Origin of the sequence: Psychromonas arctica DSM 14288, from assembly GCF_000482725.1 — a bacterium.
In the GTDB taxonomy this organism is placed as follows: domain Bacteria; phylum Pseudomonadota; class Gammaproteobacteria; order Enterobacterales; family Psychromonadaceae; genus Psychromonas; species Psychromonas arctica.
Window position 1 is genome coordinate 1 of sequence record NZ_AXWP01000050.1, and the last position, 20,830, is coordinate 20,830.

At 38.8% G+C, this 20,830-nt stretch carries 19 protein-coding genes; 11 read left to right on the top strand and 8 right to left on the bottom strand.

Annotated elements, in window-relative coordinates:
* Nucleotides 1-367 precede the first annotated feature (367 nt).
* Nucleotides 368-1,135, bottom strand: coding sequence for an FKBP-type peptidyl-prolyl cis-trans isomerase (gene fkpA / locus H592_RS0107720; RefSeq protein ID WP_028868266.1), 768 nt, complete (start codon nt 1,133-1,135; stop codon nt 368-370).
* Between the two features lie 126 nt (nt 1,136-1,261).
* Between fkpA and H592_RS0107725 the strand changes: the two genes are divergently transcribed.
* Both H592_RS0107725 and H592_RS0107730 read left to right on the top strand, forming a co-directional pair.
* On the top strand, nt 1,262-2,248 hold the full coding sequence (locus tag H592_RS0107725; protein ID WP_037071267.1) for a WD40 repeat domain-containing protein: 987 nt from the start codon (nt 1,262-1,264) through the stop codon (nt 2,246-2,248).
* A gap of 8 nt (nt 2,249-2,256) precedes the next feature.
* A complete protein-coding gene (locus H592_RS0107730) occupies nt 2,257-2,481 on the top strand; it encodes a SlyX family protein (RefSeq protein ID WP_028868268.1) in 225 nt (74 codons plus the stop codon).
* A gap of 93 nt (nt 2,482-2,574) precedes the next feature.
* Here the strand turns inward: H592_RS0107730 and H592_RS21760 are convergent, their stop codons facing one another.
* The 4 genes from H592_RS21760 to H592_RS0107750 form a co-directional block, all read right to left on the bottom strand.
* A complete protein-coding gene (locus H592_RS21760) occupies nt 2,575-3,315 on the bottom strand; it encodes an NRDE family protein (protein WP_051369081.1) in 741 nt (246 codons plus the stop codon).
* Between the two features lie 4 nt (nt 3,316-3,319).
* A complete protein-coding gene (locus H592_RS0107740; protein WP_028868269.1) occupies nt 3,320-3,820 on the bottom strand; it encodes a DinB family protein in 501 nt (166 codons plus the stop codon).
* Between the two features lie 111 nt (nt 3,821-3,931).
* Complete coding sequence (locus H592_RS0107745) at nt 3,932-4,654, bottom strand: type IV pilus modification PilV family protein (protein WP_028868270.1); 723 nt, start codon at nt 4,652-4,654, stop codon at nt 3,932-3,934.
* Nucleotides 4,654-6,048, bottom strand: a complete 1,395-nt coding sequence (locus H592_RS0107750; protein WP_028868271.1) for a hypothetical protein — start codon at nt 6,046-6,048, stop codon at nt 4,654-4,656. The genes H592_RS0107745 and H592_RS0107750 overlap by 1 nt, the downstream gene beginning before the upstream one ends.
* 431 nt (nt 6,049-6,479) lie before the next feature.
* Here H592_RS0107750 and acs point away from each other — a divergent pair, with 431 nt between their 5' ends.
* The 3 genes from acs to H592_RS0107765 all read left to right on the top strand — a co-directional run bounded on the left by acs (nt 6,480) and on the right by H592_RS0107765 (nt 11,051).
* On the top strand, nt 6,480-8,429 hold the full coding sequence (gene acs, locus H592_RS0107755) for an acetate--CoA ligase (RefSeq protein WP_028868272.1): 1,950 nt from the start codon (nt 6,480-6,482) through the stop codon (nt 8,427-8,429).
* A gap of 127 nt (nt 8,430-8,556) precedes the next feature.
* Entirely contained in the window at nt 8,557-8,994 is a 438-nt protein-coding gene (gene aroQ / locus H592_RS0107760) for a type II 3-dehydroquinate dehydratase (protein ID WP_028868273.1), read from the top strand.
* Nucleotides 8,995-9,383: 389 nt separating this feature from the next.
* Entirely contained in the window at nt 9,384-11,051 is a 1,668-nt protein-coding gene (locus tag H592_RS0107765; protein ID WP_169727645.1) for a hybrid sensor histidine kinase/response regulator, read from the top strand.
* 40 nt (nt 11,052-11,091) lie between these two features.
* On the opposite strand, the gene H592_RS0107770 is transcribed toward H592_RS0107765, so the two are convergent.
* Complete coding sequence (locus H592_RS0107770; RefSeq protein WP_028868275.1) at nt 11,092-11,730, bottom strand: response regulator; 639 nt, start codon at nt 11,728-11,730, stop codon at nt 11,092-11,094.
* A 274-nt stretch (nt 11,731-12,004) separates the two neighbouring features.
* Here H592_RS0107770 and prmA point away from each other — a divergent pair, with 274 nt between their 5' ends.
* From prmA to H592_RS0107800, 6 genes are all read left to right on the top strand, one after another.
* On the top strand, nt 12,005-12,889 hold the full coding sequence (gene prmA / locus H592_RS0107775) for a 50S ribosomal protein L11 methyltransferase (RefSeq protein ID WP_028868276.1): 885 nt from the start codon (nt 12,005-12,007) through the stop codon (nt 12,887-12,889).
* A 137-nt stretch (nt 12,890-13,026) separates the two neighbouring features.
* A complete protein-coding gene (dusB, locus tag H592_RS0107780) occupies nt 13,027-13,989 on the top strand; it encodes a tRNA dihydrouridine synthase DusB (RefSeq protein ID WP_028868277.1) in 963 nt (320 codons plus the stop codon).
* 18 nt (nt 13,990-14,007) lie between these two features.
* A complete protein-coding gene (fis, locus tag H592_RS0107785) occupies nt 14,008-14,307 on the top strand; it encodes a DNA-binding transcriptional regulator Fis (protein WP_025563271.1) in 300 nt (99 codons plus the stop codon).
* A 154-nt stretch (nt 14,308-14,461) separates the two neighbouring features.
* Complete coding sequence (locus tag H592_RS0107790; protein WP_028868278.1) at nt 14,462-15,046, top strand: YjaG family protein; 585 nt, start codon at nt 14,462-14,464, stop codon at nt 15,044-15,046.
* Nucleotides 15,047-15,539: 493 nt separating this feature from the next.
* Entirely contained in the window at nt 15,540-15,815 is a 276-nt protein-coding gene (locus H592_RS0107795; protein WP_028868279.1) for an HU family DNA-binding protein, read from the top strand.
* A gap of 371 nt (nt 15,816-16,186) precedes the next feature.
* Nucleotides 16,187-17,401: a bifunctional alpha/beta hydrolase/OsmC family protein gene (locus H592_RS0107800; RefSeq protein ID WP_028868280.1), complete on the top strand. Its 1,215-nt coding sequence runs from the start codon at nt 16,187-16,189 to the stop codon at nt 17,399-17,401.
* Between the two features lie 209 nt (nt 17,402-17,610).
* On the opposite strand, the gene purD is transcribed toward H592_RS0107800, so the two are convergent.
* Together purD and purH are read right to left on the bottom strand one after the other, a co-directional pair.
* Nucleotides 17,611-18,897, bottom strand: coding sequence for a phosphoribosylamine--glycine ligase (gene purD / locus H592_RS0107805; protein WP_028868281.1), 1,287 nt, complete (start codon nt 18,895-18,897; stop codon nt 17,611-17,613).
* A 275-nt stretch (nt 18,898-19,172) separates the two neighbouring features.
* Nucleotides 19,173-20,765 (bottom strand): bifunctional phosphoribosylaminoimidazolecarboxamide formyltransferase/IMP cyclohydrolase, encoded by a 1,593-nt coding sequence (gene purH / locus H592_RS0107810; RefSeq protein WP_028868282.1) that lies wholly within the window; start codon nt 20,763-20,765, stop codon nt 19,173-19,175.
* Nucleotides 20,766-20,830: the final 65 nt, after the last annotated feature.

Below are 20,830 nucleotides of genomic sequence, written 5' to 3' on the forward strand. Positions count from 1 at the left end.
ATGTCCAAACAAATGCTTGGATACAGTGCCAGGCTTCCCCAGTTATTACACTGGCTCCCTGTTAGAAATGACCACCCTCAAACACAGTGTTGGTCTGACTGAGTATTGGACTTCGCGCTATTTTGGACGCTTATCCACCAACACTGCCGAAACAGGTTACGGTTAGTTGTGTACTTCTAACTTCCTATGGCTTCCTTCAGACCCCACCGTTAGCCAGTGACGCCCTTGCCATTCGGATTATCTTCCCCTCAATCAGGGTGATCTCACTTTCTTGCAAGTGAGCGGGTTTGCCAGCTTTGCTGGGCAAACAAAAAAGGCCGCTTTCGCGACCTTTCTATAACACTACTTAAAATAGCTATTGCTTATACTATTCTGCAGCCGGTGCTGCTTCTGCAGGTTCAATATCTAATAATTCAACTTCAAAAATAAGCGTTGCACCCGGTGGGATTGAGCCCGCACCTTGCTCTCCGTAACCTAATTCAGCAGGAATAACGAACTTGTATTTCTCGCCAACACTCATTAACTGAACACCTTCAGTCCAGCCTGGAATAACACGGTTTAGCGGGAATTTAGCTGGCTGGTCACGCTCTATAGAACTATCAAAAACAGTACCGTCAACTAATGTACCTACATAGTGAACTGTCACTGTATCTTCTGCAGCAGGTTTTGAACCTTCTGCTTCAGTGATCACTGAATATTGTAAACCAGAGTCAGTTACGGTTACACCTTCCACTTTTGCATTTTCATCTAAGAATGCTTTTGCTTCAGCAGCTGATTTTTCTGCCGCTTCAAGCTGTACTTTTTCAGCAGCCGCTTTCACTTTTGTATCGTACGCTTTTAGCGTTTCGATCATCTCTTCATCTGTTAATTTAGAGTTATCACGTAATGTATCTGTAATACCTTGCAGGATGATTTCTTTATCTAATGCCATACCAAACTCAGCTTGCTTCTCCAATGTAGTAGAAACATAACGAGAAAATGATGCGCCAATTGCATAGGCCGCTTTTTCATTATCATCTTTAAAACTTACCGCAGCAGTTTCTTGAGTTGAAGTTACTTGCTCTTCTTCTTGGTTACAGCCAACAGTAATTGCAACTGCTGCAGCTAATAAAGAAACTTTAAAAACGTTTTTCATTGTTACTCCAAATATTAAATTAAAACAGATAGCTTTGATTTTACTTCAAAAAGTTGTAAAGCAAGTATCTAAAACAGTTTACTTATACTAACCTTAAAGCTGTTTATCAACAAAGACAATTTAATCATGCCATTAGCTAATACCTTAAAAACTATTTTACTCACAACCTGCTTGTTTTTAACTGCTTGTGAGCAATACTCGCAACCGACTCAGCAATATGAACATGCTGTGCAAGGTGCCTTTGCAGCTGAACTCTCTCAAAATGGAGATTATTCACTGACATCGTCGATCCACCATGGCATCAGTTTATGGGATAATCGACATAATAAACTGCTTTTCAACTGGTATCATCACCAGGGGCAAAACAACGATGTTTTTATTGTGCGTTTATCATCAAATAACAGTGTTGCATTATCTGCCAGCCGTGACGAATTTGCATTATGGGATACAAAAACAGGTAAATCACTGGGGTTTTATCAAGTTTCTGATTCACCAATCAGAGATATCCAATTGTCTGAAAATGGCCAATTCGTTGTTTATGGACAGGTTAATGGTAAGTTAGTTCATATTAATCTACGCACTGGACGTCGCTTAGAAGCACCATTACACCGTGAAAAAATAAACAGTATCGATATGTCTAGCAATGGTCGCTATGTTTTATCTGGCGGTAATGATCACCAAGCATTTCTGTGGGATACCGACACGGCACAAGTTATACAACAATTTGATTTTAAACAACGTATTAGTATGGTCAGGTTAGAAAAAAATGGTCGTTTTGCTTTTATAGCAGATAATCAAAAGGCCTCTCAGATATGGGACTTGCAAACAGGCAAGTTAAAAAGCACACTCATTTATAGAGCACGACAATCCATTTTTTCTTCAGTACGTTTCATTAAAGATGGTCAATACTTATTAACGGGTAATGGCACAAAAAAAGTAGTGTTATGGGAGACTAAAACAGGATTAGCAAAACAAGATTGGACTGTCACCCCAAGAAAAGAAACACGTCCTAAAACAGCTGTAGTATACTCTGCGACATTATGGAGTGATTCAGCAATTGTGACTGAAAGCTCTGCTGGACTATTAGAAATTTGGCCCCTAGCGCCTTTATAAGAGACACCATGGATAGCAAACAAGCAGAATTAGAACAACGCATTGAACAATTGGAAATGAAAGCGGCTTTTCAAGAAGATAATATAGACACATTAAACAAAGAAATTTTTGAACAACAGCGCCGTACACAGCAGTTGATTGAACAAGTTGCTTTATTAGCAGTTAAGTTAAAAGAGAGTGAACCGAATCAATTAGCTTCTGAAAAAGAAGAGATGCGCCCGCCTCATTATTAACAATAATAGGCTAAAAAGGTTATTAGGTTATAGCTAGGCTTTTAGCCGCCATTCACTACCTTGCAGTCTAAAAGTGAATCATTTACTCTGACACTATAGAGTAAGTGATTGTGCTTTTTCAGGTTGTTTACTTAAGTAATCTAAATATTCAACTTTCACTTTTCTACCTAATGGTTGCTTTTGATCGACAGAGATCTGTGTAAGGCTGACTGTTTGAGCATCTTCTCGGTGCATTTTCACTGAACACTTTCCTGATTGCCCTTGATGTTGATGATACTCGATATAATCATTGGTAGTGGATTGTTGAGTATCTATCGATTTCTGAAACTGTGCTCTGCGATAAGCAGAAACAATTTCATAATCAACACCTGAAGAAGTGATAGGTAATGACTCGTCTACCGATAATGCAGAGAAGGTAAGTTGTTGGCCGTCCCAAATATATTGATAAGCCTGCTGTTTTTTTTCAATCTGAGTGGATAAATCAGGATTAAAAACACAGAGTTGAAACGCTTGATAAACACTTAAATCCATCGTCAGTAATTGTTGATGAATACAGCCTGTCTGTTTTAATAGGTGTGGAATAATGACACCACGACTTATAAAGGTTTTCAAGCTTGGGTCTATTTGCGCTTGGTAATAGTTTAATAACGCAAGGCTTGCACCGCTTTGATGTACAGCTATCCAAGTGCCACCGCCGGTTGGGTCAATCGGATAAGCGGCGTTTAACGAATTATCAATACTAGGTGCAATAGCTTGGGGGCGTGTGATCTGCTCATCACGATTAAAAAAAAGCTGATAACCTTGATCATTTAAACGATATGTTAATGTACACATTATATTAACCCGCGCGTAAAAAAGTCGCCGTTGCTGGTGCAATACCCAAACTGCCTTCTACTTCTATTTCCTGAGCTTGTGCAATGTGCTTAATCGTTGCTAAGTGGTGCACTGCGTGGCTACCCGTAAAGATTATCTCACGTGCAAGACTTGTATCCACTATTGCAACTTGCTTATCAGTCACTGAGATTTCAGTTGATAACTTGATAGTTTGTTGCAATTGATGCGCTGTTAATGCATTTAAAAAATCAGAGATCTCTTGTATCGACTGTAGTGCAGCTTGCGGACAACTTTCAATAATGCCACCACGGCTACGTTTATCGTAATCGATCAGTCCTTCTGACAAACCATTAATAATCGCATAATAGTGATCTAGAATGTGGCGCATGTGTGCACCCGCTGAACTCATAAAATAAGGCGAAATAATTTGTGTATATTGCTGTTCAGAAACAGACGTTAAATATGTTTTAGCTTGTTGTAATATAATAAGTTGGCTTTCAATCATTGGCCAAACATTCCTTCATGTGAATAATATCGATTAGAGTGCAGTGTTATTTAATAGTTCAAGAATAACATATCAACGAAGCTTACTTATCACAAAATCATAACATCGTTATTATTCCATGAATAACACAGCTAAATCATCGTTACTCGCTAATGCAGGATCATCTATTACCCCAAAACCTATCCACCCTTCACTTGCACTCGTGATCCCAGTGTCAGGGTCAGTGATCAAATGAGGGTGAGCTAGATCCATCGCGTAGTCAGCAGAGGCTTGATATAAATAACTATCATGAATAACAAACGCCCCTTGTTGATATTCAAGCTTTGGCTGAAAATAAATCAATTCGTTTAACCCTATCGGAGAGGTAATCGTCTGTGCATAGGGGTTGCTTGATGAAGCATTGTTTGTCTCTGATGTCAGCAACGTTAGATTAACTTGCTGAGCATGTTTAAAGTCTTCTACTTCTCCCTGAGCATTGAGCCATGAGACATCCATCATCACTTGTTTAAAATCACCACCATGATCAAAACCAGCAGCAACATCTGAAATTGCCCACGATATTGAGAACTTAGTATTGGCAATGTCTATATTAGTTTCCGACACATCATGCAAATCAGATAACTGATTAATATTTACGAGACTCAGCACCTGTTCCATTTTTCCAGTTACTAATGACATCATCGCTGTTCGCGCTATATTATCACGCTGTTGTTCCGTCACTTTCTTTTGTAAGCCTGTGATATTTACCGCCGTTAGGCTAACCACTATCAGAGCAATTAAAATTTCGATTAATGAAAAACCTGTGTTTTGAGGCTTGTTTCTATTATTGAGCATTAGAAGTCTCTCCATGTTCCTGCAACTAATTGATAATTGCTTGTGACATCTGTCATCCCTAATTTTTTATAAAGTTGATTGAGTACGCTTTTATCGTAACGGATTGATAAGGGTGGCAGGTTATTAGCATTGTTGCTTGCAGCACTACTCACAGAGCAACTGTATTCACTTAATAACGCGCCATTTACTTGAATGCCGGCTAAATCAATACTCATGTCTTGTGCAGTTTGTTTAATGCCATCAATATAAACAAAATTACCGCTCTCATCGATAACCTCTGCAGAGCCCGGCAATAAATATAATAAACCGATCACCGCACTGTGTGTATTGGGCAAGGCAGTGAAAGCTCCCCCTTCCATGAAAATTAGTTTAGGGTCATCGACTGAGCCAATAGTAAAGTGTTTATTACCTGCGCTGTTTATCGATGTATGTTGTTGCTTTATATTACAATCTCCAGTGATATAAATAATATCAATGAGATCATCCACATTCTGTAGTTGCTCCGAACAACTACCGTTATTAAGGTTTCCCATATCAATATGTGCCACTTGCGATGAACTTGTTAACGCACCTTTTGCATCTTGCCAGGTAATACCAAAAGTATTTTCAAATAATGAAGTGGCGCTGTTCATATCGTCAATCGGTTGTACTTGGTCAAAAATAGAGCCCGATGCTGAAGCTGCACTCCCCCACTCATTTAGGTTAATTTGTTTAAAGCGAGATAGCCCTTCTTGATCCAACAACGCGCCATAAATCGCACTCAGGTTTATGTTATCTACCTGTAATGAATCATCCAAACAAAACTCAGGTACTTGCTGATCGCCATCTGTCTGAGCAAGCACACTGCTAGGGAGGGTAAAACTTGGTTGGCTAAGTGTAATTTGTGGTGCAATACTCCCCGGAGAACGGCATTGATCGACAGTTAAACCTTCGCAACCATCATTAATAGAATCCCCCGCATTAATTTGTAATTTACCATTACTAGAAAGAGGGGCAGTGGGAATATTAAACGCAATATCGTAATAAACCTGTACTGAAACTTGCTTTGATGCAGTGCCATCTTGTGATTTTCCGACGGAGATAATCTGTAACTTATTGCTACTTATTTGAGTCACAGTGACCTGATATGAAGTCTTAGCATTAAGTGAAGCGGTGTAAATATAAGGTAGGTTATCAAGCATATTAGTGGCAGTTGACACATTTTTCAGCTTGCTTAAAGTTAAATTAATGCCCGACTCTGCATTTACAAAAGCTTCACTATTACGATAATAGTTACCCAATACTTGATTATCGATGATCTGTAAATAGGCCATGCTAGCTGTATAGGCTACCCCCGCAATGCTTAATACAATCGCGGTGATTAAAATAGCAAAACCCTGTTGCTTGATCTTCATTTGACCTCCAGCATTTAACTGAATATTGCAAACTAACCAATATATTTATTCAGGCTCAGTATTTTTTAAATAAGAGTTTCCCGTATGTTCATGACCCAGCGCCTTTAATAAGGCCATTTTTATGCTTATATTTCGATTAATATTGGTCATTTAATGAATTAGTCTGTTATTAGAGCTTAGATAAAAAGTCAAAAAAGTTAATAAAAAAACAATAAAAAACCTACTCAACCACTCAAAAAAACACTTCTTATTTTTGAGGTTGATCTCATAATCAACGCTAACCTAATGAGAGATAACATTTATTTAACAACATAGGCATTCCTCACAATAACTATTTTCACTCTCGATTAGAATGCTGTGGTTACTTATTAAGCTATACCTAAAAAATAAAAATATGAGCAATTGATTATTATGTAATAACGGAGCGAACAATGAGCGGAAATACTATTTACCCAGTTTCACCTGAGTTAGCAGCAAATAGCTTGCTAACCAATGACCAATATCTATCTGAATACAAAGCATCTATCGAAGATCCAGAGGCATTTTGGGGTGAGAAAGGTAAAATTTTAGATTGGATAAAACCCTACACTAAGGTCAAAAACAGTTCTTACGCTCCTGGCAATGTTAATATTAAATGGTTTGAGGATGGTGAATTAAACGTTTCAGTTAACTGTATCGATCGCCACTTGGGAACGAAAGCAGATCAAGTTGCATTACTATGGGAAGGTGACTCACCTGACCAAGATGCAAAAATTACTTACCAAGATTTATACACACAAGTTTGTCAGTTCGCTAATGCCTTAAAAGAACAGGGCATTAAAAAAGGTGATGTGGTTTGTTTGTACATGCCAATGACACCTGAAGCAGCTGTTGCAATGTTAGCCTGTACGCGGATTGGTGCAGTACATTCTATTGTTTTTGGTGGTTTCTCTCCTGATGCAATTGCAGGCCGAATCGTTGATAGTAGTGCAAAATTAGTGATCACTGCCGATGAAGGTCGACGCGGCGGACGAACCGTTCCACTAAAAGCAAATGTAGATGAAGCATTAACACGTGATGGTACTGACTGTGTTGAACATGTGATTGTGTTTAAAAACACGGGTGGTGACGTTAATTGGGTTGAAGGCCGAGATTTAGATTGGACAACGGTCACTCAATCACAACTAACAGATTGTCAACCAGAAGCAATGAATGCAGAAGATCCACTATTCATTCTATACACATCAGGCTCTACCGGTACACCGAAGGGCGTATTACATACTACCGGCGGCTACTTAGTGTATGCAGCCATGACCTTTAAATATGTGTTTGATTATCAAGAAGGTGATATCTACTGGTGTACGGCTGATGTTGGCTGGATCACTGGTCATAGTTACTTAGTTTACGGGCCACTAGCGAATGGCGCTACTACACTGTTATTTGAAGGTGTACCAAACTACCCGACTCCAGCCCGCATGAGTGAAGTAGTTGATAAACATAATGTAACGATATTGTATACAGCACCGACTGCAATTCGCGCATTAATGGCGAAAGGCGATGAAGCAATACAAGGTACTCATCGAAAATCACTACGAATTCTTGGCTCTGTAGGTGAACCTATTAACCCTGAAGCATGGGAATGGTATTACGATAAAATTGGTAATAAGCAATGTCCTATTGTTGATACATGGTGGCAAACAGAAACCGGCGGTATCTTAATTACTCCTCTGCCGGGTGCAACGGATCTCAAGCCCGGTTCTGCAACGAATCCATTCTTTGGTGTACAACCTGCATTAGTTGATAATGAAGGTAATATTTTAGAGGGTGCAGTTGAAGGCAACTTAGTGATGCTAGATAGCTGGCCAGGGCAAATGCGTACGCTTTACGGTAATCATGATCGCTTTGAACAAACCTATTTTTCAACCTTCCAAAACATGTACTTTACAGGTGATGGAGCACGCCGCGATGAAGATGGATATTACTGGATCACAGGACGTGTTGATGACGTACTGAATGTTTCAGGGCACCGAATGGGCACCGCTGAAATAGAAAGTGCATTAGTGTCACATCCTAAGATCGCAGAAGCTGCTGTTGTCGGTGTTCCTCATGAAATAAAGGGACAAGGTATTTATGCCTATGTGACGCTAAATTCAGGCGAATACTCTTCTCCTGAGCTATATGCTGAAGTGAAACAATGGGTACGTAAAGAGATTGGAGCGATTGCTACCCCTGATATTTTACATTGGGCAGAAGGCTTACCTAAAACACGTTCTGGCAAAATTATGCGTCGTATCTTACGTAAAATTGCAACCGGTGAAAGTGATCAATTAGGTGATACATCAACCTTAGCCGACCCAAGTGTGGTTGATAAATTGATTAAAGAAAATCAAGAAATTAGATAGGCTTTAACGGCCACTGATTTTAATAAATTCGACATAGCCAATTGATGGCTTTCTCGCTAAACTCCTCGATAACTTAAACGTTCTCGAGGAGTTTTTTTATGAGGCTTCTGTTCAAAAGGAGTAGCAAGTGAAAGTATTAGTATTAAATGGACCGAACCTTAATTTATTAGGGCAACGTGAACCGGAAGTTTACGGTAGCCAAACCCTAGCAGATATTATTGAATCGCTTGAGTCAGAAGCGACTCACTTGAACATTCAATTATCTCACCTCCAATCTAACCGTGAATATGAACTGATTGAGAAAATTCACGACAGCGCTGGAGAGATTGATTTTATTATTATTAATCCCGCTGCATTTACACATACTAGCGTTGCCCTTCGTGATGCGCTCTTAGGCGTGGCGATTCCGTTTGTGGAAGTGCATCTATCTAATATCCATAAACGTGAAAAATTTAGGCATCATTCCTATTTATCAGATGTCGCTTGTGCCGTTATTTGTGGAATGGGTGCACAAGGTTACTCATTTGCCTTACAAAGTGCGCAAAAGTTTGTACCTGAAAAATAACCGGTTAATACTTCTGTTCATTAACACAGCTGTTCGTCTATTTTTCATTCATTATTGTGCAAGAATATGTCAAAACTACCCGAACGGGTAGTTACTTTATACCCGCTCTTGAGGCATTCTATATGGGTCTTAAGGAATTGAGGCATAGTAGTACACCCACTTTAATGCCATTAAAATGGATTTTTTATTAAATTTGTAATAAAAAGACATATTGCAGGCGAGCCTAACTTTGTTAGGCTTTTTTTTACCTATCGTTTATTTTTTACCTATCTTTTACAGACTTCATTGAATACACTTCTTGATTCATTTCCGTTATCCAAAACAGAATCACTAAAGTGTATGGAAAGATCTATGAAGCAATCACTTAAAACTAATAAATGAATAATCAGATGCAATCAATAAAAGTACCCAAAAATCATGTTAGATGGCAATCATTTCGCACTTTTAATATCGTGATCATTGCTTCATTTATTTTCTTTTTTTCAATCGGCATAGCACAAAGCTATACTATTTTTGACTCATCCCCTACCTTTACTACTGCATTCTATATACCGTTAACTATTTTATTATTATGTATAATGGCTCTCGTCAGTCTGATTTATAAAAAAGACAAATTAGCACAAAACATTATTCTAATCAGTGCACTTTTAATCACTCCATTTGTGGCTATTAATAGTCATTTCCAAGAACAAACCTATCAAAATAGCTTCTTATATTTAACGCTGTTGCTACCTCTATTTTATGCTTATTTATTTTCCTATAGCATTCCCCTATTAATATTTAACAATATATTTTTAACCGTTTGTTATATATTTTCATGTGTTTTGGGAGAAAGTGATGCCTTAGTGTTTCTATTTAATAGCACTTTCCTTATCACCATGTGCTATCTCACTGTTTATACACAGATGCTTAATAATAAATCACCAAAACAAGAAGCAGATATAAAACCTAAAAAAGACACGATCCTTAGTCAGCACAGTGCTCGTTATTTAAACCGTATAATTCACGATATTCGCCAACCACTGAGTAGCATCTCTTTATATGGACACTTGTTAGAAAATAAACTCAATGATACCCCTCACTATCAGCTAGCAAATAATATCAAATTAGCGTCAGAGGAGCTGGAACGTTGGTTATCTAGCTTATTAGATTTAGCACGCTTAGATGGTAATGCAATCACCCCTACGCTAACTGAATTTAATGTCGCCTCTACACTATTACCTTTAGTCAAAAAACATCAACGTCAAGCTTCTAAATCCGGTATTAATATCACTGCCCGTGTACCTGAAATTACCATAAAAATGGACAAACAATTATTGATCGAAATTGTGGAGACATTGCTTAGTAACGCAATTGTTCATGGTAGGCAAGAAAACGCCGCAAAAATATTATTATCGGTTAGAGCTCACAAGGGTAATGCGTTATTACAGGTATGGAACCAAGGTGAGCCGATCATAGCGTCTATTTATGAACATTTATTTGATGAAGTAGTGTTAGCAGATAATCCGCTACATAATAAAAGCAAAGGCATTGGGTTAGGATTAGCAATCGCTCAGCGTAAAGCTGCGTTGTGTAAAACACGGATAACTGCAATCACTGGCCCTAATGGTAGTTGCTTTCAATTACCGTTAGAAAGCGTCGCCAGTACGCCGAAAACGATTAATTTGAATCAACTTGCTAGTCACTCTATTAGTTACAGAATATTATTAATTGATGATGACCCAGGCATTTTAAGCGCTTTAAGCATGTTACTTGAAAATTGGGGTTACCTTGTTGACTGTGCAAGCACAGCTGAAGCGGGCTTACAACAGTACAAGAGTAATCGCTATGACTTAGTGATCTCAGATTACCGATTACCAAACCACAAAACAGGACTTGATGTCATTAAAGCGATTCGTCAGGAGGATGTCATTCCAGCAGTCTTATTAACCGGTGAGGCAGATCCAGGAAAACTACAAGAAGTGCAAGAAACGGGCAAAGGGATAAACTATAAAGTACTCAATAAACCCGTAAAACCCGCTTCTTTAAGGTTTTTATTAAAACAATTACTAAAATAAAAAGCATCAATAAACCTGATTAAGATTTAAATAAACCAGACTAAGATTTAAATAAACCAAGCTCCATTGCTTTCTCAACGGCTTTTATACGACTCGAAGAGCCCGATACTTGCAATGTCGCATATAACCCTTTTTGATGAAACTTCACCGTATCCTGAGAAATACATAGCGCATCAGCTATCTCTCTATTCTTTTTGCCTTCATGAATCAACTTCAAAATTTGCATTTGTCTGTCAGATAAATGTAAGTTTTGCTTCTTTTTAGCCTCAACTTGGGCAATTTCATTAATTTTTACGGCAACTTCTTCAGGTACAAACAACTCACCACTCAGCACGGTTTTCAAGGCTACTAACATGGCCTCTGGAGAATAACACTTAGGAATAAAACCTACAGCACCATGTTGTAAAGCCTGATACACATCGTGGTAATCTTCACTAGCTGACAATACTAGCACTGGAGAGGCTATCTGTGCCTCTGTTAATGCATTAATCATTGCCAAACCATTCATTTCAGGCATGTATAAATCCATCAGAATTAAATCAGGCTGAATTTCTTTTATTGCTACTAGTGCCTCAATTGGGCTATCAAATGTAGCCACCAAATTATTTTCATTTTCTAAGGTTAGTTTTAGACCATATAAAAATAACTGGTGATCATCAATAATCACTATTTTGTTCATCGAAATACCCTTTCCGTAACAAACTGTTATTTTCAAAAGAAGATGATACTTTACAATGCAACTATCTGGAAATTATTAGTAAAGATCAGAAAAACTCTACTAAAATAAGCAAATATTGAATAACAATCAATGATAAAACAACAATTTTAAACCTACGCGCATGTTTCGTTCAGGATATAGAAATCAGCCAGAGGTGTTTTACGACGCTATATTAATCAATCAATTCCCTGTATTCTTGCGCGCTATCTATTGACTCAACTAAAAAGAGATAATCATGCCTTGGATCCAACTTAAATTAAACGCAAGCAATGTAAATGCGGAAGAGATTGGTGAACTATTAATGGATAATGGCGCCCTTTCGGCTACCTTTACTGATTCGCAAGACACCCCTATTTTTGAACCTCTGCCTGGTGAAACCCGCCTATGGGGAGATACCGATGTCACTGGTTTATATGAAGCCGATACCGATATGCTGCCAGTTATTGCTCTATTAAAAGAGAGCAAGCTACTTGCGCAAGACTTTGCATTCAAAGTTGAACAACTAGAAGATAAAGACTGGATACGTGAATGGATGGATAACTTTCATCCAATGCAATTTGGTGAACGTTTGTGGATTTGTCCAAGCTGGAAACCCGTTCCCGATGAAAACGCCGTTAATGTAATGCTTGACCCAGGCCTTGCTTTTGGCACCGGCACTCACCCAACGACAGCACTCTGTTTGGCTTGGTTAGATGCTCAAGATCTACAAGATAAAGTGGTCATAGACTTTGGTTGTGGCTCAGGTATTTTAGCGATTGCAGCACTTAAACTAGGTGCAAAACGCGTGATAGGTATTGATATAGACCCGCAAGCGATTACTGCAAGCCGCGATAATGCGCAACGAAACAACGTATCAGAACAACTTGAGTTGTACTTACCAGAAGACATGCCTGAAGGTATTGTGGCAGATGTTGTTGTGGCAAATATTCTAGCGGGCCCATTACGTGAATTATCAAGCAGTATTGAGTGTTTAGTGAAGGCTAATGGTGCTTTAGCATTATCAGGTATCTTAGAGCAGCAAGCTGAAGAATTGATTGAAGTTTATGGCCAATGGTTTGCTATGGACGCTGCAAAAATCAAGGATGAATGGGCTCGTTTATCTGGAATTAAGCACGCTTAAAGCGATTATAAATAACTGAGAACAAAGTGTTGCTCAATTTGCAAGCGAAATAATTTCAAAATGCTTAATTATTAACCTTTATTCTGCAGTAAAAAATGCGTAGACTACGCCGCCTTAACTTAGAGAACGCTTAGAATATGCGCATTGGAAAGTATCAATTAGACAATAATCTTATTTTAGCGCCGATGGCTGGCGTCACAGATAGGCCATTTAGAGAACTTTGTCGTAAACAAGGTGCTGGGCTAGCTGTGTCAGAAATGCTGTCATCCAATCCTCGTGTTTGGAATAGTACTAAATCTAAGTTACGAATGGACTACCATAACGAATCAGGTATCCGCTCTGTACAAATTGCTGGCTCTGAACCGCTAGCAATGGCTAATGCCGCACGATTGACCGTGCAGCTAGGTGCTCAGATCGTTGATATTAATATGGGATGTCCCGCCAAGAAAGTGAATAAGAAAAAAGCAGGCTCTGCATTATTACCACACCCTGAGTTAGTGAAAGCTATCTTGGAGAGTGTTGTTGATGCTGTTGACGTGCCTGTTACTTTGAAGATTCGCACTGGCTGGGACCCAGAAAATAGAAATGGGATAGAGATTGCACAGATCGCTGAACAAGCAGGTATCCAAGCACTAACCGTGCATGGTCGTACTCGACAGTGCCTTTTTAAAGGTGAAGCTGAGTATGACACGATAAAAAAAATTAAAGAAAGCATAACAATCCCTGTGATTGCAAATGGTGATATTACTTCTGTGGAGAAAGCCAAGTCTGTACTGGACTACACAGGAGCTGATGCCATCATGATTGGACGAGGTGCACAAGGTGCCCCTTGGATATTCAATGAAATTAACCACTTTCTAAACACTGGGCAACATGCACAGAGTTTGGCACAAACGGAAATTACACAAATGCTATTAGATCATGTGCAAGCTTTGCATGTTTTTTATGGTGATGTAATGGGACCTCGAATCGCTAGGAAGCATGTCGGGTGGTATTTGCAAGCGCAAGACAGGTTAGGTTATTTTAAGCGAAAATTTAATGCGATAGAAAATGCTAGTGAGCAATTAAACGTATTAGAAACTTATTTAAATCAATTGTAATTAAAAGAGTTAACAGCCATGTTTGAACAAAATATTTCTCAAGAAGCACTGACAACAACAACTAGTATTCCTGCTACAGGGCAAATAACTCAACGTCCACTACGTGACTCAGTACGTCAAGCTGTATCTGGTTATGTAGCAAAATTGAATGGTCAAGACACAACTGAATTATATGAATTAGTATTGGCAGAAGTTGAAGCGCCAATGTTAGATATCATTATGCAATACACTCGTGGTAATCAAACTCGTGCAGCAACTATGTTAGGTATTAACCGTGGTACGTTACGCAAAAAATTGAAAAAATACGGCATGGGTTAAGTCTAACTCTACTCTAGAATCTAAAAAAGCGACTTTCTAAGTCGCTTTTTTTATACCTTTTTTAAGGAAAAAATAAAAATCGCTAAATATCTGCAGACAGCCTTCAATTTTGCCTATAATCTTAGCTTCTTTTGCAGGTGCAAATAGGACTACTATGCTATCTCTTCCCGTCAATGATCAACTTTCCAATTTACAAGCTTGGCAACAAAATGTTTTTTGTATGGCATTAGCAGAGCAAAATATTACTCATTTTAAAATGTTTAGCCAAGCAATTGGCAGTGAACATGGAGAAACAGCTGAAAATATCTTACAACTTTTTTGGGAAAAACTGACCGTAAAAGGCGCTAAAATAAACTTCACTATCCAAGAAGAAAATTTCGATGCTATCATCCCAGAAAGTAATGATTATGACTTTTACGGGGTTTATCCAGCGGTCGATTTTTGTGTTATTACTAATTGTATCTTCAATTCATTTTCTACTAAGTCTAAAGAAGAGGCAATAAATGCAAGCCAAACCAGCTTTGCAACCATTGCTAGCTTTATTGAATTACAAACAGATCAAGAAATTGATGAGGCAACCTTATTACTTGAGCCATTATTTATTGAACATTTAGCGGTTCAAGAAACTGTATTAAAAATGTTAGATAATGAACGTAGTCCGGAACTCATTAAATCAATTCGAGCTTATATAAAGTCCCTTGAAAGCACCAACATTGGCATCTCCACATTAGATATTTAATGGTTAATGCTCAGAACGGTTAATCTTTGAGGGCTATTTTTGCGATACCTTGCTGGCTTTTTAGTTAAGGCCAAGCAAATTTCTCGTTATATAGTGAAGTTATATAGTGTTATATAGTTTCGTTTAAAATCTAGCTATGCAGCGCAGTTTAAGATGTCATTATGTGCATAAAAAAGTAAAACGCAGCATAAATAGTCACAAACCTTTCCCTCAGATTGTCCAAAAAACGACATAACTTTTATCGATAAAACTCGCTTAGACGACTAGACCAGGTAATATTTGCATCGTTCAAGGTGCTATATGGCGAACAAAATTTGAACCGCAAGCCACAACTACCCCCGCTGTTGTGTGATTTTTAACACAATAAAGTAAATAAACCGCTAATTTACTAATTTAAATGATTATTATCCTTTACTTGCGAGGAATGAATGCAATACATTAAATAATATGTTTAAATTCTTATGCATTTTTTTATACTAATGGAAGTCAAATAATGAACAAAACTCAACTTGTTGCAGATATCGCAGAAAAAGCAGACCTAACTAAAGTACAAGCTAAAGCTGCCCTAGAGCAAATTTTAGCTAGCGTAACTGATAGCCTAAAAGATGGTGAACCAGTTCAACTTATCGGTTTTGGTACATTTAAAGTAAATCATCGTGCAGCACGTACAGGCCGTAATCCACAAACTGGTGCTGACATTCAAATTAAAGCAGCTAACGTTCCTGCTTTTGTTTCTGGTAAAGCTCTTAAAGAAGCGGTAAACAAATAATCTTTTGTTACGCGGATAAAATACTTTCGAGTATTTGCATTTAAAATAACTTACCACTCGCTTACAGTGTATTACTTTTAAATAGTAAGTTGACTGGACATGTTATTAGAAGCCCTCTTTTGAGGGCTTTTTTAATCGTCCCTCCTCGGTTTAATTTTCCTATATATACTCCCCCTTTCGATATTTAATGCCCCTTCCTATATTTAATGCTATTGGCGATAACAAATCATCAATACTACTCAGATAAAACTAGCTCTATAAAACACACCACAAACCATCATTTTGTTGAACAACATGTTATATATAACAACACTCATTAATGTTTAGTCATCGATGTACTTATTAGTAATCAACTAAAGAAGGAATGTACTATGCGTCAGAAAGTAGAATTCACTAGTGGTAGCCATACGCTAAGTGGGCTATTAGAGACTCCAGAAGCAAACGTCAGGTTCTATGCGCTGTTTGCTCACTGTTTCACATGCAGTAAGGACGTTGCGGCTGCATCTCGCATTAGCAGGGCGCTAACGGCCAAAGGGATTGCAGTGCTTCGCTTCGACTTCACCGGGTTAGGTAATAGCGATGGAGATTTTGCCAATACAAACTTCTCATCCAACATACAAGATTTAGTAGCAGCGGCTGATTTTTTACGTAAAGAGTATCATGCACCTAAATTACTGATCGGTCATAGCTTAGGTGGCGCTGCCGTATTAGGCGTTGCTCAAAAAGTGCCTGAATCCGTTGCTGTTGTGACAATAGGCTCTCCATCTGATGCTGCACATGTTGCTCATAATTTTGCAGCACATATTGATGACATTAACGATAAAGGCGAAGCAGAAGTAACACTTGCAGGCAGAAACTTCACCATACAGAAACAGTTCTTAGATGATATTAACAGCTATGGTAATCAACATATTAGTAAACTCAAAAAAGCGTTGTTAGTGATGCACTCCCCCGTTGATACGGTTGTTAACATCAGTGAAGCTGAAAAAATATATCAAGCAGCATTACACCCTAAAAGCTTTGTAAGCTTGGATAACGCTGACCACTTATTAAGTCATAAAAATGATTCAGAATATGCAGCAGAGGTTATTGCAGCATGGGCCAGTCGATATATTAACAACGATACAAGCAAGCAAACAAACAGTGATAAAAAGGCATTGCCTAAGGGACATGTCCTGGTTGAAGAAAAAGATCACAAATTTACCCAACATGTAAGCACATCAAGTCACTATTGGTTAGCTGATGAACCCGTTAGCGTCGGTGGGAAAAATACCGGACCAGATCCTTACGAGCATCTACTCGCTGGCCTAGGGGCATGTACATCAATGACCTTAAGAATGTATGCTCAACGCAAAAAACTACCGATACAACATATCAAAGTTGAACTGACACACACTCGTAATTATCAAGATGATTGTAATAACTGTGAACAACAAAATGGTATAGAAGCGGTTGTGCGTAATATCAGTTTTGTAGGTGATTTAGACCAGCAACAGAGTGCGCGCTTTTTAGAAATTGCGGATAAATGCCCTGTACATAAAACATTACATAATAATGTGGCAGTGATCAGTAAATTAGTTGAATAACACTTGTCAAAGTGTCAACAATTGCTTATAGCCGTTACCGTTCATGATATAAAAATCAGTCAGTCGTGAGACGGGAAATTCAAAGATGTAACAAGTCGATGGGGTTAACACATTATTAGGGGAAATAACTTCTCTGATCAATGATCAGAGAAGTTAGTGAACTAATACTAAGTCGTGTTATTAATAGCGTTGCTTATCTAACACAAAGGTTATTTACTATTTTCGCGAGCAATCGCGCGGTAAGCAATATCGTTACGATGGAACATACCATCCCAACTAATCTGTTTAGTAAGCTCATAGGCTTTCTGTTGCGCTTCAGTCACTGTATTACCTAATGCTGTTGCACAAAGTACACGTCCGCCACTTGTTACCACTTGCCCATCTTTCTCAGCAGTGCCAGCATGGAATACTTTAAGCCCTTCAGTAGCTTCAGGAATACCTGAAATAACATGGCCTTTAGTGTAATCAGCAGGGTAACCGCCAGCTGCTAATACAACACCAATCGCAGCACGCGGATCAAACTCGGCAACCATATCTTCCAGTTCGCCATTCACACCGGCAAGACATAAAGTAACGATATCAGACTTCATACGTAGCATGATTGGTTGTGTTTCAGGGTCACCAAAACGACAGTTATATTCAATAACTTTAGGTGTGCCATCAGCCATGATCATCAAACCGGCGTATAAGAAACCAGTGTACGTATTACCTTCAGCAGCCATACCTTCAACCGTAGGGCGAATAACAAGCTCCATAATACGATCATGCATTTCAGGTGTTACCACTGGTGCTGGAGAATATGCGCCCATACCACCGGTATTTGGACCTGTATCGCCATCGCCAACACGTTTGTGATCTTGGCTTGTTGCCATTGGTACGATATTTTTACCATCAACCATCACGATAAATGATGCTTCTTCGCCATCTAAGAACTCTTCAACGACCACACGATGACCAGCTTCACCAAATGCATTACCAGCAAGCATGTCTTGAATAGCATCTTCAGCTTCTTTTAAGGTCATCGCAACGATCACGCCTTTGCCTGCGGCAAGACCATCTGCTTTGATGACAATTGGTGCACCTTTTTCACGAACGTAAGCCAACGCAGGCTCAATTTCAGTGAAGTTTTGGTACCAAGCCGTTGGAATGTCATGACGTGCTAAAAAGTCTTTAGTGAAAGCTTTAGAGCCTTCTAACTGTGCTGCACCTTTGGTTGGGCCAAAACATGCTAAGTTCGCTTCACGGAACGCATCAACCACACCAATAACTAATGGTGCTTCTGGCCCTACAATCGTTAATTCAACATTGTTTTCTTTTGCGAAAGCAACCAAAGCATCGACATCTTCAACACCAATATTAACGTTAGTGACTTTATCTTCTAAGGCACTACCGGCATTACCAGGTGCTACAAAGATATTTTTAACTTCAGGGTTTTGTGCCGCTTTCCATGCCAACGCATGTTCACGACCGCCATTACCAATAATCAGTACATTCATAATAGGAACCTTAAAAATAAGTTATCTAAAATAATAAAGACGAACCAAAGTTCGCCCTACAATATTCAAATCGATTAATCTAATTGTGTTAAGAAATTTTACTAACAATCAAGAGGCAGCAAGGAGCTTGCTACTTGGTTGCTTAATAACACAATAATTAATTGTGTTATTTGCTAAGGGATTTGGCTTGTCATCAAGGCGAAAGCGCGGAGCTTGCTACTGCAAGTGAGCACTTTCAACGCAGAGGACGAGCCAAAGCACAAAGCAAAATAAGATTAATGGCGGAAGTGGCGCATCCCTGTAAATACCATTGCCATATTGTGCTCATCTGCTGCTGCGATAACTTCATCATCACGCATTGAACCACCTGGCTGGATAACACAGCTAATGCCTGCTTCTGCTGCTGCATCAATACCGTCACGGAATGGGAAGAATGCATCCGATGCCATAACAGAACCTTCAACGACTAGGTTTTCATCAGCGGCTTTAATGCCTGCAATTTTCGCACTGTAAACACGGCTCATTTGGCCAGCACCAACACCAACGGTAGCACTGTTTTTAACATAAACAATCGCATTTGATTTAACAAATTTAGCCACTTTCCAGCTAAATAACAAATCTGACATTTCAGCGTCTGTAGGTTGACGTTTAGACACAACTTTAAGGTCGTCTAAACCTACCATTCCTTGGTCACGGTCTTGAACTAATAAACCACCGTTAACACGTTTAATATCAAACTCAGTTGTTTGGTCAGCCCATTCGCCACATTCTAATAAACGTAGATTCTTTTTAGTTGCAACGATTGCTGCAGCTTCTGCACTAGCAGATGGCGCAATAATCACTTCAACAAATTGACGTGAAGTAATCGCTTCAGCGGTTGCAGCGTCTAATTCGCGGTTGAATGCGATAATGCCACCAAATGCAGACGTTGGGTCTGTTTTGTAAGCACCTTCGTATGCATCAAGAATGTTTCCAGCAACGGCAACACCACATGGGTTTGCATGTTTAACAATCACACAAGCGGGCTCTGAAAATTCTTTAACACATTCTAATGCAGAATCAGTATCAGCAATGTTGTTGTAAGATAATGCTTTACCTTGTAACTGCGTTGCTGTCGATACAGACGCTTCTTGAACGTTGTTTTCAACATAGAAAGCTGCTGCTTGATGAGAGTTTTCACCGTAACGCATATCTTGTTTCTTTTGGAATTGTGCATTAAAAGTGCGTGGGAATTTTGATTCCTCATCACCTTCTTTGTTTTCACCGTAACTTGGCACCATCGTACCGAAGTAGTTAGCAATCATACCGTCGTATTGAGCGGTATGCTCATAAGCTGCAATTGCTAAATCAAAACGCGTTTTATAAACTAAGCTACCGTCGTTTTCTGTCATTTCAGACAAAATACGTGAGTAATCAGATGCATTTACAACAATGGCTACATCTTTATGGTTTTTTGCCGCAGCACGTACCATTGTAGGACCGCCGATATCGATATTTTCAATCGCATCTTCTAATGTACAATCAGGGTTAGCTACTGTTGCAGCAAATGGATATAAGTTAACAACAACCATATCAATCGCTTGGATATCGTTTGCAGACATAATTGCTTCATCAATACCACGACGAGCAAGAATACCGCCATGAATTTTAGGATGTAATGTTTTTACACGCCCATCCATCATCTCAGGAAATCCAGTGTAATCAGATACTTCTGTTACTTTGATATTATTTTCAGCCAATAATTTACAAGTACCGCCGGTTGATAAAAGCTCAACGCCTTTATCCGCTAACTCACGTGCAAATTCTACAATACCAGTTTTATCAGAAACACTGATCAGTGCGCGTTTAATTGTTCGGTTATTTTCCATTATCTTTCACATTCCTCGGTTAATGTTTTCATGGGTGAAAAACTCAAATGATTGGAGTTTTCTTA